The organism is Amycolatopsis minnesotensis, from assembly GCF_039529815.1.
Classification (GTDB): Bacteria; Actinomycetota; Actinomycetes; order Mycobacteriales; family Pseudonocardiaceae; genus Amycolatopsis; species Amycolatopsis minnesotensis.
In genome coordinates this window covers 32057-44552 of record NZ_BAAANN010000045.1, presented here as the reverse complement: position 1 = coordinate 44552, position 12496 = coordinate 32057, and the positions used below count along the sequence as shown (strand labels likewise).

Here is a 12496-nt window from a genome sequence, read left to right as displayed (position 1 = left end):
CGGCACCGACAGGTTCGTGCACCCCCCGGTCTCGCCCACGTGTGAGTGGGCCTTTTCCGCCGGTTATGACGCACCGGAGCCGAATACCCGACGGAAGTCGGGCTTTTCCCCGCACCAGACCTTCGTTGGTTCCTACCGGGTGACACAGATGGTTACTTTCCGTCTCACGCCACATCGGCGCAGAAATCATCAGGGGCCTCCGGGTCCGGCGGAAAGGACTCCTCAGCCGTGAGCCGCACACGCATCCTTGGCGCAGCCTCCCTCACCGCGGTCGCACTGACCCTCGGGGCAGGCGCCGCCATCGCAGCACCGTCCTCCGGCGCGCAGCCGCTCATCGTCGGCGGCACCACCGCGCAAGCCGTTCCGTGGGGCGCGCAGGTCTACGTGAACACCCCCGGCAGGCAGTTCCAGGGCTTCAACTGCTCCGGCACGATCATCGCCGCCGAATGGGTGCTCACCGCGCACCACTGCCTCGACGAGGACGGCAGCGGCATGCACGTCAAGGTCGGCAGCAACAAGCTCTTCGAGGGCACCGAAGCGGACGTGGACCGCAAGGAGGTCTCGCCGAACGGGGACATCGCGCTGCTGCACCTGACCAAGGGTGTCGACACCACCTTCATGAAGCTCGGTGACGCCGACCCGGCCGCTGGCAAGACCAACGAGCTGTACGGCTGGGGCCGCGAGACCCCGACCGGCCCGCCCGCCTCGGCGTTGAAGACCACGAACGTGAAGGTCAGGGGCACCTCGTCGGACAACGACGGCGGCCCCGCGATCCAGAGCGTCGGCGTCAACGGCGCCGCGTGGAAGGGCGACTCCGGCGGCCCGGAGGTCTCGGACGGCGTGCAGGTCGGCGTCGCCTCGACGGTGCAGAACCAGGACGGCACCAACAAGACCGGCACGAACAACTATTCGAGTGTCGCCTCCAGCAGGGACTGGATCTCCCAGACCGCTGGGGTCTGACCCCGATCAACGGCCGTTCCCGCCAGCGCGATCCGCGGCGGGAACGGCCGTCTCCATTTCGGGCGGGCATGGAGCCGCCGGGGCTTGCTCCCTGAAGGCGCCCTTCGGGGCACGGTGTTCAGCCCGCCTCGGCGAGGAACCCGGCCACCACCTCGTCGATCCGTTCACCTACCACGTGCGGCCGGTCGACGGCCGCCGAGAGGCCGCCTTCGAGGCGCGTCGCCAGCCCGGCCAGCAACCCGGCCCGCAGCGCGCCGTGCGTGTCCCACGAGTGCACCGCGACGAGTGCGGTCGCTTCCGGCGCGACGCCGATTTCCCGGCACGCCCAGTGGTAGACCTTCGACGGCGGCTTGAACGACGCGATGCGTTCCGCGGACAGGATTCCCGCGAGCTTGTGCCCGATCCCGGCCGCGTCGAGCGCCGAGGAGAGGACGGACGCCGAGCCGTGGGTGAAGGCGTAGCAAGGGATTCCCGCGCCGGCGAGCAGATCGAAGGCGGGCTCGGCGTCGGGCTGCAAGGGCAACCCGGTGAAACCGTCCAGGATGTGGTCCACCCGGTCCGGCCCGAGGCCGGTGGTGAGGGCGAGTTCGGCGGCCGCGACCGCGCGGAACGGCGGCGCCTCCCCCGCCAGTGTGAAGGCCATCCCGTCGCGCAGGGTACGGGCGAAGAACAGCTCCAGCTCGTGACCGGGCCGTCCCGCCTCGACGAACCGCTGCCGCAGCGGTTCGAGCCGGACGAGCGTTTCCAGCACGTCGAACAGGACGGCGCCGGGGCGGCGCATCGGTACTGCCATGGTCGCCGAATCTACCCATGCCGTGCCCGGCACGCCCGGTATGCCATTCTCGGGCCATGCGCATCGCGACCTGGAACGTGAACTCCGTCGGCGCCAGGCTCCCCCGCCTGCTCTCCTGGCTCTCGTCGGCGGAACCGGACGTGCTGTGCCTGCAGGAGCTGAAGTGCACCACGGAGGCCTTCCCGCACGACGAGGTCGGCGAACTCGGCTACGAGGTCGCCGCGTACGGCCTCGGGCGGTGGAACGGGGTCGCGATCCTGTCCCGCGCGGGGATCGGCGAGGTGACCCGCGGCCTCGTCGGCGAGCCCACCTACGAGGACGCGACCGAGTCGCGCGCGATCGGCGCGACGTGCGGCGGGGTCCGCGTGTGGTCGGTGTACGTGCCCAACGGCCGCGAGCCGGAGCACGCGCACTACGGCTACAAGCTGCGCTGGCTCGACGCGTTGCGCGCGACGGCCGAGGCGGAGCTGACCGCGGACCGCCCCTTCGCCGTGCTCGGCGACTTCAACATCGCCCCCGCCGACGAGGACGTGTGGGACATCAGCGTCTTCGAGAATTCGACGCACGTGACCGAGCCGGAGCGCAAGGCACTGGCGATGCTCCGGGAGAGCGGGCTCTCCGACGTGCTGCCGAGGGCGCTGAAGTACGACCGCCCCTACACCTACTGGGACTACCGCCAGCTCGCTTTCCCGAAGAACCGCGGCATGCGGATCGACCTGGTGTACGGCAACCCGTCCTTCGCGGGCGCGGTCGAGGACGCCTACGTCGACCGCGAGGAGCGCAAGGGCAAGGGCGGCTCCGACCACGCGCCGGTGGTCGTCGACCTCACGCCCTGATCCCGGCGAAGACCCGCTGGAGCGCGCGGCGGCACAGCGCGCGGAAGTCCTCTTCGGACAGTCCGATCCGGCCGCCGAGGTAGAGCTGCACGAGTCCCTGCGTCTGCGCGGTGAACGACTGCGTGACCTCCAGGGGGTCGTCCTCGCGCAGGGTGCCCTCCTGCATGCCCGCCGCCACGGCGGCCACGGCCTGGCTGAACGGCGGGGATCCCGCGTCGCGGAAGTCCTCGGGGAACCGGCGCGCGTCGTCCCACCGGTCGGTCATCAGGAACGTGTAGAGCCGGGGACGGCGCAGCGCGAAGTCGAGGAAGTCGTCGAGCATCGCCATGATCGTGGTCTCCGCGTCTCCCGCCGCGGCGGCCCGCTTTTCCCATTCCCTGGCGAGTTCGACCGAGCAGGTGTCGGCGATCGCGCGCAGCAGCGCCTCCCGGTTTTCGTAGTGCCGGTAGATCGCCATCGGCGTGACGCCCACCGCCTCGGCCACCTTGCGCATGCTGACGGCCTCGACGCCGTCCTTCTCGAGGATCTCCCTCGCCGCCACCGCGACCCGCTCAGCCGTCTTCACGTCTACAGCGTACACATCGAAGTACTGTCGGTGCGGGATGAGAGGCTCTCGGCATGACCGGACCGAAGAGCGAGTTGCACCGTTATCTGCGCACCGGGCGGGAAGCCCTGCTGTGGAAGCTCGACGGGCTAGGCGAGTACGACATCCGCCGCCCGCTCACCCCCACCGGCACCAACCTGCTCGGGCTGGTCAAGCACCTCGCGGGATGCGAGTCGGGCTACTTCGGCACGGTCTTCGGGCGACCGTGCCGGGAGCCGATGCCGTGGCTGACCGAGGACGCCGAGCCCAATGTGGACATGTGGGCCACCCCGGACGAGTCACGGGAGGAGATCGTCGGCCTTTACCGCCGGGTGTGCGCGCATTCGGACGCGACGATCGAAGCGCTTCCGCTGGACGCCACCGGCGAGGTGCCGCACTGGCCCGCGGACCGGAACGAGGTGACGTTGCACCGGGTGCTGGTCCACATGACCGCCGAGACGCACCGGCACGCCGGGCACGCCGACATCGTCCGCGAACTCCTCGACGGTGCCGCCGGAATGGTGGCGGGCAACGACAACCTGGCTACTGGCGACCGGACCTGGTGGGCGGACTACCGCGCCCGCCTGGAAGCCGCCGCGAAGGAAGCCGCGCGCCGATCCTCCTGACGGGGCGTGGAAACGCTATTCGGACCAAGCCTGCTTGTGAAGGCGCCGCAGCACGCGCACGGCTTCGACGGCGCGTTCACGGTCCACGGCCTGCACCGCCATCACCGAGTAGTACTCGTCGTCCGGCAGTTCGAGCCTGGCCCAGGAAGCGCCGTCGGGGAAGCTCACCGACAGCACGTCCGTCCACGCGAAACGCTTGCCGAGCAAGACGTTGCGCACTTCTACGCCCTCGGCGTCGGCGCGGACCCTCGGCATCGCGAACAGCATGGTGCCGAGGCCGAGCAGCACCCCGATGCCGATCATCGCGACCTGGTCGGAGGTCTGGAAGCGCACCCCGGTGTTCGATCCGCGCAGCAGCACCGCGACCACCACGAACACCGCCACCAGCAGCACCGCGAGGGTGGCCGACATCCAGAACGCGCGGCGCGGCCGGATCACGACGCTCTCCGCGGCGTCTGCGGCTCGTGGGGTCATCACGGTCACACGAAGCCCCGATCGGTCCACGGCTGCCGCACCGACCGCAGTACGCGCGCGGTGTCCAGCGCGGCCACCGTCGCCTCGAACCCCTTGTCCTCTTTGGACTCGGGGAGCCCGGCCCTGTCCAGCGCCTGCTGTTCGGTGTCGCAGGTCAGCACGCCGTTGCCGATCGGGGTGCTCTCGTCGAGCGCCACCCTGGTGAGCCCGGCCGTGACGGCGTCGCACACGTACTCGAAATGCGGTGTGCCACCACGGATCACGACGCCGAGCGCGACCACCGCGTCGTGGTTGCGGGTGAGCGCCTGCGCCACCACCGGCAGCTCGATCGCGCCGGCGACCCTGACCACCGTCGGGGCCTCGGCCAGCTTCGCCTCCTGCGACGCCGCGAGCGCGCTGTGCAAGAGGCTGTCGGTGATCTTCGGGTGCCACCGCGTGACCACGATGCCGAGCCTCAGGTTCTCGCACTCGCTCAGATCGAGCTTGACGTCGGGACGACCTTCGCCGCTCACCGCGCGCCACCCCCGTTGCGTGCGTCCTCGACGTCCGCGCCGACCTGGTCGAAGTTCTCCAGCTGCGACAGGTCGTGCCCCATCCGGTCGCGCTTGGTGCGCAGGTACCGCAGGTTCTCCGGGTTCGGCGAAATCGGCAACGCGACCCGGCCCGTGACGCGCAGCCCGTAGCCTTCGAGCCCGACGCGCTTGGCCGGGTTGTTGGTCAGCAGCCGCATCGACCGGATGCCGAGATCGCACAGGATCTGCGCGCCGGTGCCGTAGTCGCGGGCGTCCGCGGGCACGCCGAGCGCGAGGTTCGCGTCGACGGTGTCGGCGCCGTCGTCCTGCAGCTGGTAGGCCTGCAGCTTGTGCAGCAGGCCGATGCCCCTGCCCTCGTGGCCGCGCACGTAGAGCACCACGCCACGGCCCTCGGTCGCCACCGTCTGCAGCGCCGCTTCGAGCTGCGGCCCGCAGTCGCAGCGCAGCGAGCCGAACACGTCGCCGGTGAGGCACTCGGAGTGCACGCGCACCAGGATGTCCTCGCCGTCGCCGATGTCGCCGTAGACGAACGCCACGTGCTCGATGCCGTCGAGGAGGCTGTCGTAGCCGACCGCGCGGAAAGTGCCCGCGGCGAGCGGGATCCTGGCCTCGGCGACCCGTTCCACCTGCTTCTCGGTGCGCCTGCGGTAGGCGATCAGGTCGGCGATCGTGATCACCTGGAGATCGTGGTCGGCGGCGAACACCTCCAACTCGTCCCGCCGCGCCATGTCGCCTTCGTCCTTCTGCGACACGATTTCGCACAGCACGCCCGCCGGGTGCAGCCCGGCGAGGCGGGCGAGGTCGACCGCGGCCTCGGTGTGCCCCGGCCGCCGCAGCACGCCGCCGTCCTTGGCCCGCAGCGGAACCACGTGGCCCGGCCTGCGGAGGTCCGCGGCGGAGGACTTGGGGTCGGCGAGCAGCCGGATCGTGTGCGAGCGGTCGGCGGCGGAGATGCCGGTGCTGATGCCCTCGGCGGCGTCGACCGTCACGGTGTACGCGGTGCCCCGCGCGTCCTGGTTCGTGTGGTACATCGGCGGCAGGTCGAGCCGGGCCGTGTCCTCACCGGTCAGCGAGACGCACACGTAGCCCGACGTGTAGCGCACCATGAACGCCAGCAGCTCCGGCGTCGCCTTCTCGGCGGCGAAGATCAGGTCGCCCTCGTTCTCCCGGTCCTCGTCGTCGACCACGACGACCGGGCGGCCCGCCTTGATGTCGGCGACCGCCTTCTCGATACCGGCGTCGTCCCCCACCGCGGTCGCGCCGCAGGGCGCCCACTCCGCACTGGTTTCCTGGCTCATCGAAGATCCCCTTCCGCGCCGGTACCCCCGGTGGCTCCGTTCGCGTCCCCGGCGACACCGGCGACACCGGCGACGCCAGCGACACCATTGTGCTCCCGGGTGGCGGGCAGATGGGGCGCAGCCAGCTTCTCGACGTACTTCGCGAGCACGTCGACTTCGAGGTTCACCAGGTCGCCCGGCTCGCGGCGGCCGAGCGTGGTCAGCTCGAGGGTCGTCGGGATCAGCGCGATGCTGAACTCCTCCGCGGTGATCCCGGCGACGGTCAGCGACACCCCGTCCACCGCGATCGAGCCCTTCTCGACCACGTACCGCGCGAGGCCCTCCGGCAGCGCGAACCTGGTCAGGCCCTGCGGGTCGCGGGACAGGTAGACCCCGGTGCCGTCGACGTGGCCCTGCATGATGTGCCCGCCGAGCCGGTCACCGACCGCGGTCGCGCGTTCGAGGTTCACCGGGTCGCCCACCGCGATCTTCGCCAGGCTCGAACGCTGGAGCGTCTCGTGCACGACGTCGACGGTGAAGTCGCTGCCCACGACGTCCACGACGGTGAGGCAGACGCCGTTCACCGCGATCGAGTCGCCGTGCTCCGCGTCCGTCGTCACCACCGGTCCGCGCACGCTCAGCCGTGCCGCGTTCGGGACCTGCTCGACCGCGACGATCTCGCCGAGCTCCTCGACAATGCCGGTGAACACTGCCTGCCTCCTGTATCGACGAGCCGTCCGGAGGTCCATGGTGGACCTTCCGGGGCGCTGGCGGGGTGCTGCGGTGACGGTTGCCACGTCCCGCCTGGTCAGTCGCGCTTGGCGGCGCCCGCCGCCTGCGCCCTGAGCGCGGCGATCGCCCGTGCCGGGTCCTTGGCACCGTAGACCGCGGAGCCCGCGACGAAACAGTCGACACCCGCTTCCGCGGCGCGCTCGATGGTGTCGGCGTTGATCCCGCCGTCGATCTCCACGACGAGGTTCAGGTGCCCGGTGTCGACGAGCCCGCGCGCGGTGCGGACCTTCTCCAGCACGCTGTCGATGAACGACTGCCCGCCGAAACCCGGCTCGACCGACATGACCAGCAGCGTGTCGTAGTGCTTGAGCACGTCGAGGTGGTCTTCCAGCGGCGTGCCCGGCTTGATCGACAGGCCGGCCCTGGCACCCGCGGCGCGCAGGTCCTTCGCGATCTTCACCGGGTCCGTGGCCGCTTCGGCGTGCACGGTGACGTTGTAGGCGCCGGCCTCGGCGTACCCGATGGCCCAGCGGTCGGGGTCGTCGATCATCAGGTGGCAGTCGATGGGCACGTCGGTGGTCTTGAGGATCGACTCGACGACCGGCAGCCCCAGCGTCAGGTTCGGCACGAAGTGCGCGTCCATCACGTCCACGTGCACCCAGTCGGCGCGGGCCTCGCCCGTTCCCGCCACGGCGTTGATCTCTTCGCCGAGACGGGCGAAGTCGGCGGACAGGATGCTCGGGGCGATGAGGGGTGCGATGGCCACGGTCACGCAGTGTAGGAGGTCCGCGGTCACCCGTTCACGACGGGAGGAGGTCCACCACCTCGGTCAGCGGCTTGCGCGTGTCGATGCGGTGCAGCGCCACCCCGCCCTCGGCCAGGGTATCGAGGTGGCGCTGCCACGCCGGGTGGTGCCGGCGCGCGTCGACGACCTGGTAGGCGACGACGACGTGCACGCTCGGTGACCCCAGCACGTCGCCGAGCACGGTGAGCGCCTGGTTGTCGGCGATGCCGAGCGCCAGCTTCGCGAGCGAGTTCGCCGACGCGGGCGCGAACAGGAACACGTCCGGGTCCGGGTGCGGCCTCGGGTCGCCCGGCAGCCGCGAGGTGCTGCGCACCGGCAGGTCGACGAGCGCGTCGACCTCGCCGAGACCGCCGGTGTGCTCCAGCCAGCGCGCCGCGGTCGGGGTCAGCGTGATCGCGGGCCGCCAGCCGCGCTCGACGGCGGGCGCGACGATTTCGGCGGCGAACCGGGTGTCCAGCCCGCCGCACGCGCTCGCGACCAGCCCCAGATCCCTTGCCACTAAACGGGTTTCCTCAGCACCGCGCAGAACATGGCGTCGGTGCCGTGACGATGCGGCCAGAGCTGGACGTACGGGCCGTCGCCGAGCTGCGGGACGCCGGGGAACAGTTCGCGCGCGTCGAGCACCTCGGCGCCGAGCTTGCGCGCGGTCTCCCCGATCAGCCCTTCGGTTTCGGCGAGGTGCGGCGAGCACACGACGTAGGTGAGGATCCCGCCTGGCCTGGTCAGCGCGAACGCCGCCCGGACGAGTTCGCCCTGCAGTTTGGTCAGATCGGCGACGTCCGAGGGCTGCCTGCGCCAGCGGGCCTCCGGACGGCGGCGCAGCGAGCCGAGCCCGCTGCACGGCGCGTCGACCAGAACGCGGTCGTAGCCGCCTTCCAGCTCGCTCTCGCGACCGTCGGCGACGTGCACGGTGACCGGCAGCCCGTCGGTCGCCTTTTCGACGAGCTTCGCGCGGTGCGGCGCCTTCTCCACGGCGTCGACGTGCGCACCGGTCGACACGGCGAGCGCGCCGAGCAGCGCCGCCTTGCCACCCGGCCCCGCACACAGGTCGAGCCAGCGCTCGTCGCTGCCGGTCAGCGGCGCTTTCGTCGCCGCGACGGCACAAAGCTGGCTGCCTTCGTCCTGCACCGCGGCCAGCCGTTCGCGAATCGGTTCGAGATCGCCGGGGTCGCCCGCGCCCGACTCCAGCCGCACTCCGTAGGGCGAGTACGGCGCGACGTCGCCGCCGGTGATCGCGGCGAGCTCGTCGGCGCTGATCTCCCCCGGCCGCGCGACCAGGTGGACCTCGGGGCGCGCGTCGTCCGCGGCGAGCGCGGCCTCCAGCTCGGGTCCCTTGTCCCCCAGCGCTTCCGCGAACGAGCGCGCGATCCAGCGCGGGTGCGCGGTGCGCAGCGCGAGGTGCCCGATCACGTCGGACTCCCGATCCGGCGCGAGTTGCTCCAGCCAGGCCGCTTCGTCCTTTTCGGACACGGTGCGCAGCACCGCGTTGACGAATCCCGCCACGTGCGTGCCAGCGTCCTCGCGCACGAGATCCACTGTGGACGCCACCGCGGCGTGCTGCGGGATACGGGTGCGCAACAGCTGGTACGCCCCGAGGCGCAGCCCGTCCAGCACGATCGGGTCCACTTTGGACAGCGGGCGGTCGAGGCAGGCGCCGATCACCGCGTCGAGCAGGCCGACCGCGCGCGCGGCACCATAGGTCAGCTCCGTCGCCAGCGCGGCGTCACGGCCGCTGATGCGCCGGTTGCGCAGCATCTCCGGCAGCGCGAGGTTCGCGTACGCGTCGCGCTCCCTGATCGCGCGCAGCACGTCGAGCGCGACGCGGCGCGCGGGATCCTGCACCGGCGGACGGCGCGGGCCTTCCTTGCGCGGTGCCGGGCGGCCCCGTTGCGGCCGCGACGGCTTCCGCTCCCTGCGGTCGTCGCTCATATCAGGCGCTCTCCCTGTTCCATCCGTGTACCGCGCGCCCAGTCGGTGGCCGCCATCCGCTTCTTGCCCGGTGCCTGCACCTCGCCGAGCCGCACCGGTTTCGTCGCCGTCCCGGCGAGGACCCGCTTGCGCTCCACCCGGATCTCGCCGGGCGGGATCGGGTCGTCGCCGGTCACCGCGACCGGGCCGAGCTTGAACCGCTCACCGCGGAACTCGGCCCACGCACCCGGCTCCGGCGTCACCGAACGGATCAGCCTGTCCACAGCGGACGCGGGCGCGTCGAAGGAAACGCGGGCCTCCTCGACGCTCACCTTCGGCGCGTAGCTCAAGCCTTCCTCCGGCTGCTCGACGGCGCGCACCGTGCCGTCCTCGACACCATCCAATGTGGACGCGAGCAGCCGCGCGCCGGAGACCGCGAGCCTGCCGAGCAGTTCGCCCGCGGTGTCGGCGGCACCGATGGCCTCGGTGACGACGCCGAACACGGGACCCGCGTCGAGTTCCTTCACGATCCGGAACGTGCTGGCTCCGGTGATCTCGTCACCCGCTTTCACCGCGGCCTGGACGGGCGCGGCGCCACGCCACGCGGGCAGCAGCGAGAAGTGCAGGTTGACCCAGCCGTGCGCCGGGATGTCGAGCGCCTTCTGCGGCAGCAGCGCGCCGTAGGCGACCACCGGGCAGGCGTCGGGCGCGAGCTCGCGCAGCCGGTCGAGGAACTCGGGGTCACCGGCCTTCGGCGGGGTGAGCACCTCGATCCCGTGTTCGTCGGCGAGCGCGCCGACCGGCGACCGCTGGACGGTCCTGCCCCGGCCGGAGCGGGCATCGGGCCTGGTGACCACGGCGACGACCTCGTGCCGCGCCGATTCGAGCAGCGCGCGCAGCGACGGGACGGCCGGGGCTGGGGTGCCCGCGAAGACGAGGCGCATCAGCACACCCCGCAGGAGGGCGCGGGAGAAAGGGAACGAGACATCCGCGCCAGTCTACGGGCCGTGATCGCCGCCCCTGCCGGGGTCGGCGATCACGGCCGCACCGGTCACTTGTCCCAGGGCCACCGCCACGGCAGCACGACCTGCGCGGCACCGGTCCCGCGGCGCACCGGCTCCGCGGCGGCCAGCCAGCGGCCGTCCTTCAACCGCTCGACGCCGGTCGCCGCGCCGATCTCCGCGGGCGCGGTCGCGAAGCCCTGGCCCCGCGCTTTCAGCTCGGCGGTCTCCGGCTGGTCGAGGAAGCCCTGCTCGACCTGGGCCGCCGCGGAGTTCCGCTGCGACGCGCGCGGTGCCGCGATCGCGCCGGGAAGGGACAGGCCGCGGTCGAGCCTGCCGAGCAGCACCTGCAGCACCGTGGTGATGATCGACGCGCCGCCTGGCGAGCCGACCGCGAGCAGCGCCTTACCGCCTTCGAGCACGATCGTCGGCGCCATCGACGAACGCGGGCGCTTGCCGGGGCCCGGCAGGTTCGGGTCCGGCACGCCGGGGGTCACCGGGGTGAACGAGAAGTCGGTCAGCTCGTTGTTGAGCAGGAACCCGCGGCCGGGGACCACGATCCCGCTGCCGCCCTCCTGCTCGATGGTGAGCGTGTAGGCGACCACGTTGCCCCACCGGTCGGCGGTGGTGAGGTGCGTGGTGTTCTCGCCCTCGTACGGCGTCGGCGCGCCGGTCGTCCCGGCCTGGCACGGCACCGGGTGGCGCGGGTCCGCCGGCGCGACCGGGCTGACGCCCGCCTTCTTCGGGTCGATCAGGCACGCGCGCGAGTCGGCGAACTCCTGGCTCACCAGTTCCTTCGCCGGCACGTCGATCACCGCGGGGTCGCCGATCCAGCGGTTGCGGTCGGCGAAGGCGAGGCGCGTCGACTCCAGGAAGTAGTGCAGGTAGTCGGCCTTGCTCAGCTTCGCCAGGTCCGTGTTTTCGAGGATGTTCAGCGACTCGCCGACGGTCAGCCCACCCGATGAGGGCGCGGGCATGCCGTACACGTCCAGGCCCCGGTACCGAGTCTTCGTCGGCGCGCGCTCGACGGTCCGGTAGGCGGCCAGGTCGGCGGTGGTCATCGAGCCCGGCCGCACCTTGAGCGCCGACGCGGGGTCGACCGGCGGCTGTTGCACGGTGTTCGCGATGTCCTCGGCGATCGGCCCGCGGTAGAGCGCGCCGGTGCCCTGCGATTCGAGCGCGCGGTAGGTGCCCGCGAGGTCCGGGTTGGTGAACTTCGTGCCGACCGCCGGCGGCGCGCCGCCGGGCAGGTACAGCGACCTCGTCGACGGGAACGCCGAGAACCGCTTGGCGTTGTTGGCGATCTGGTCGTGGAAGGTCTGGTCGACGGCGAACCCGCGCCTGGCGAGCTGCTCGGCGGGTTGGACCGCGGCCGCCAGCGATCGGGTGCCCCACTTCCGCAGCGCGTCCTGCCAGGTGGCGGGCGTGCCGGGGATGCCGACCGACAGGCCGCTGGTCACCGCGTCGTCGAACGGCAGCGCCTTGCCGTTCTCCACGAACAGGTTCTCGTCGGTCTTCGCGGGCGCGGTCTCGCGGCCGTCGAGGGTGTGCACCTTGCCGGTGCGGGCGTCGTAGTAGACCAGGAACCCGCCACCGCCGACCCCGGCGGAGAAGGGGTCGGTCACGCCGAGCGCGGCAGCGGTGGCGACAGCGGCGTCCACCGCGTTGCCGCCCTCGCGGAGCACCCGGGTGCCGATCGCGGTGGCGTCCGCGTCGATGCTCGACACCGCGCCGAGGTACCCGGCCGCGACGGGTGATTTCGGGCGCTGCGGCAGCGCTTCGGCCGGTGCCGCGGCGAGGGGCACGGCGACGGCGACGGCGCTCGCGAGGACCACCGAACGGCGAAGGGCTCTGGGACGGAACGCTCTCTCAGGCATGGCGAGGAGTCTGCTCCGCGGGAGCGGCACGTTCAATACGGACGGCGGGTGCCGTCCCGCCTTTTGGTCGGCAAAACTCTCCCCAGTGCCG

Annotated in this window: 14 protein-coding genes; 3 read left to right on the top strand and 11 right to left on the bottom strand. The window is 71.8% G+C overall.

Features of this window, described 5'->3' with window-relative positions:
• Positions 1-228 precede the first annotated feature (228 nt).
• Positions 229-960 carry a S1 family peptidase gene (locus tag ABD256_RS38030; RefSeq protein ID WP_344430146.1) on the top strand — a complete coding sequence of 244 codons (732 nt, stop codon included), beginning with the start codon at positions 229-231 and terminating at the stop codon, positions 958-960.
• A gap of 118 nt (positions 961-1078) precedes the next feature.
• Here ABD256_RS38030 and ABD256_RS38025 read toward each other — a convergent pair whose 3' ends face one another.
• Positions 1079-1753 carry an HAD family hydrolase gene (locus ABD256_RS38025; RefSeq protein WP_344430144.1) on the bottom strand — a complete coding sequence of 225 codons (675 nt, stop codon included), beginning with the start codon at positions 1751-1753 and terminating at the stop codon, positions 1079-1081.
• A gap of 56 nt (positions 1754-1809) precedes the next feature.
• Here ABD256_RS38025 and ABD256_RS38020 point away from each other — a divergent pair, with 56 nt between their 5' ends.
• Positions 1810-2589 (top strand): exodeoxyribonuclease III, encoded by a 780-nt coding sequence (locus ABD256_RS38020; protein WP_344430142.1) that lies wholly within the window; start codon positions 1810-1812, stop codon positions 2587-2589.
• Here ABD256_RS38020 and ABD256_RS38015 read toward each other — a convergent pair.
• On the bottom strand, positions 2579-3154 hold the full coding sequence (locus ABD256_RS38015) for a TetR/AcrR family transcriptional regulator (protein ID WP_344430140.1): 576 nt from the start codon (positions 3152-3154) through the stop codon (positions 2579-2581). The genes ABD256_RS38020 and ABD256_RS38015 overlap by 11 nt on opposite strands.
• A gap of 53 nt (positions 3155-3207) precedes the next feature.
• Here ABD256_RS38015 and ABD256_RS38010 point away from each other — a divergent pair, with 53 nt between their 5' ends.
• A complete protein-coding gene (locus ABD256_RS38010) occupies positions 3208-3798 on the top strand; it encodes a DinB family protein (protein WP_344430138.1) in 591 nt (196 codons plus the stop codon).
• Positions 3799-3813: 15 nt separating this feature from the next.
• Here the strand turns inward: ABD256_RS38010 and ABD256_RS38005 are convergent, their stop codons facing one another.
• The 9 genes from ABD256_RS38005 to ggt form a co-directional block, all read right to left on the bottom strand.
• The gene (locus tag ABD256_RS38005; protein ID WP_344430137.1) at positions 3814-4272 is read right to left on the bottom strand and encodes a PH domain-containing protein; all 459 of its coding nucleotides are present in this window, start codon (positions 4270-4272) and stop codon (positions 3814-3816) included.
• A 5-nt stretch (positions 4273-4277) separates the two neighbouring features.
• Positions 4278-4784, bottom strand: coding sequence for a 6,7-dimethyl-8-ribityllumazine synthase (ribH, locus tag ABD256_RS38000; RefSeq protein ID WP_344430136.1), 507 nt, complete (start codon positions 4782-4784; stop codon positions 4278-4280).
• Entirely contained in the window at positions 4781-6103 is a 1323-nt protein-coding gene (locus ABD256_RS37995) for a bifunctional 3,4-dihydroxy-2-butanone-4-phosphate synthase/GTP cyclohydrolase II (RefSeq protein ID WP_344430135.1), read from the bottom strand. The genes ribH and ABD256_RS37995 overlap by 4 nt, the downstream gene beginning before the upstream one ends.
• Complete coding sequence (locus ABD256_RS37990; RefSeq protein WP_344430132.1) at positions 6100-6792, bottom strand: riboflavin synthase; 693 nt, start codon at positions 6790-6792, stop codon at positions 6100-6102. The genes ABD256_RS37995 and ABD256_RS37990 overlap by 4 nt, the downstream gene beginning before the upstream one ends.
• A 98-nt stretch (positions 6793-6890) precedes the next feature.
• Positions 6891-7580, bottom strand: a complete 690-nt coding sequence (gene rpe, locus ABD256_RS37985; protein WP_344430130.1) for a ribulose-phosphate 3-epimerase — start codon at positions 7578-7580, stop codon at positions 6891-6893.
• 34 nt (positions 7581-7614) lie between these two features.
• Positions 7615-8118 carry a flavoprotein gene (locus tag ABD256_RS37980; protein WP_344430128.1) on the bottom strand — a complete coding sequence of 168 codons (504 nt, stop codon included), beginning with the start codon at positions 8116-8118 and terminating at the stop codon, positions 7615-7617.
• Positions 8118-9548, bottom strand: coding sequence for an RsmB/NOP family class I SAM-dependent RNA methyltransferase (locus ABD256_RS37975; protein WP_344430126.1), 1431 nt, complete (start codon positions 9546-9548; stop codon positions 8118-8120). The genes ABD256_RS37980 and ABD256_RS37975 overlap by 1 nt, the downstream gene beginning before the upstream one ends.
• Positions 9545-10471 (bottom strand): methionyl-tRNA formyltransferase, encoded by a 927-nt coding sequence (gene fmt, locus ABD256_RS37970; protein WP_344430124.1) that lies wholly within the window; start codon positions 10469-10471, stop codon positions 9545-9547. Before fmt ends, ABD256_RS37975 begins: the two co-directional genes overlap by 4 nt.
• A gap of 107 nt (positions 10472-10578) precedes the next feature.
• The gene (ggt, locus tag ABD256_RS37965; RefSeq protein WP_344430122.1) at positions 10579-12405 is read right to left on the bottom strand and encodes a gamma-glutamyltransferase; all 1827 of its coding nucleotides are present in this window, start codon (positions 12403-12405) and stop codon (positions 10579-10581) included.
• Positions 12406-12496: the final 91 nt, after the last annotated feature.

Excerpts from the sequence above, each read along its gene's own strand:
- ABD256_RS38010 (WP_344430138.1), top strand. The coding sequence starts at position 3,208 with ATGACCGGACCGAAGAGCGAGTTGCACCGTTATCTGCGCACCGGGCGG.
- ABD256_RS38020 (WP_344430142.1), top strand. The coding sequence starts at position 1,810 with ATGCGCATCGCGACCTGGAACGTGAACTCCGTCGGCGCCAGGCTCCCC.
- fmt (WP_344430124.1), bottom strand. The coding sequence starts at position 10,471 with ATGCGCCTCGTCTTCGCGGGCACCCCAGCCCCGGCCGTCCCGTCGCTG.
- ABD256_RS38005 (WP_344430137.1), bottom strand. The coding sequence starts at position 4,272 with ATGACCCCACGAGCCGCAGACGCCGCGGAGAGCGTCGTGATCCGGCCG.
- ggt (WP_344430122.1), bottom strand. The coding sequence starts at position 12,405 with ATGCCTGAGAGAGCGTTCCGTCCCAGAGCCCTTCGCCGTTCGGTGGTC.
- ABD256_RS37995 (WP_344430135.1), bottom strand. The coding sequence starts at position 6,103 with ATGAGCCAGGAAACCAGTGCGGAGTGGGCGCCCTGCGGCGCGACCGCG.
- ABD256_RS37975 (WP_344430126.1), bottom strand. The coding sequence starts at position 9,548 with ATGAGCGACGACCGCAGGGAGCGGAAGCCGTCGCGGCCGCAACGGGGC.
- ABD256_RS38025 (WP_344430144.1), bottom strand. The coding sequence starts at position 1,753 with ATGGCAGTACCGATGCGCCGCCCCGGCGCCGTCCTGTTCGACGTGCTG.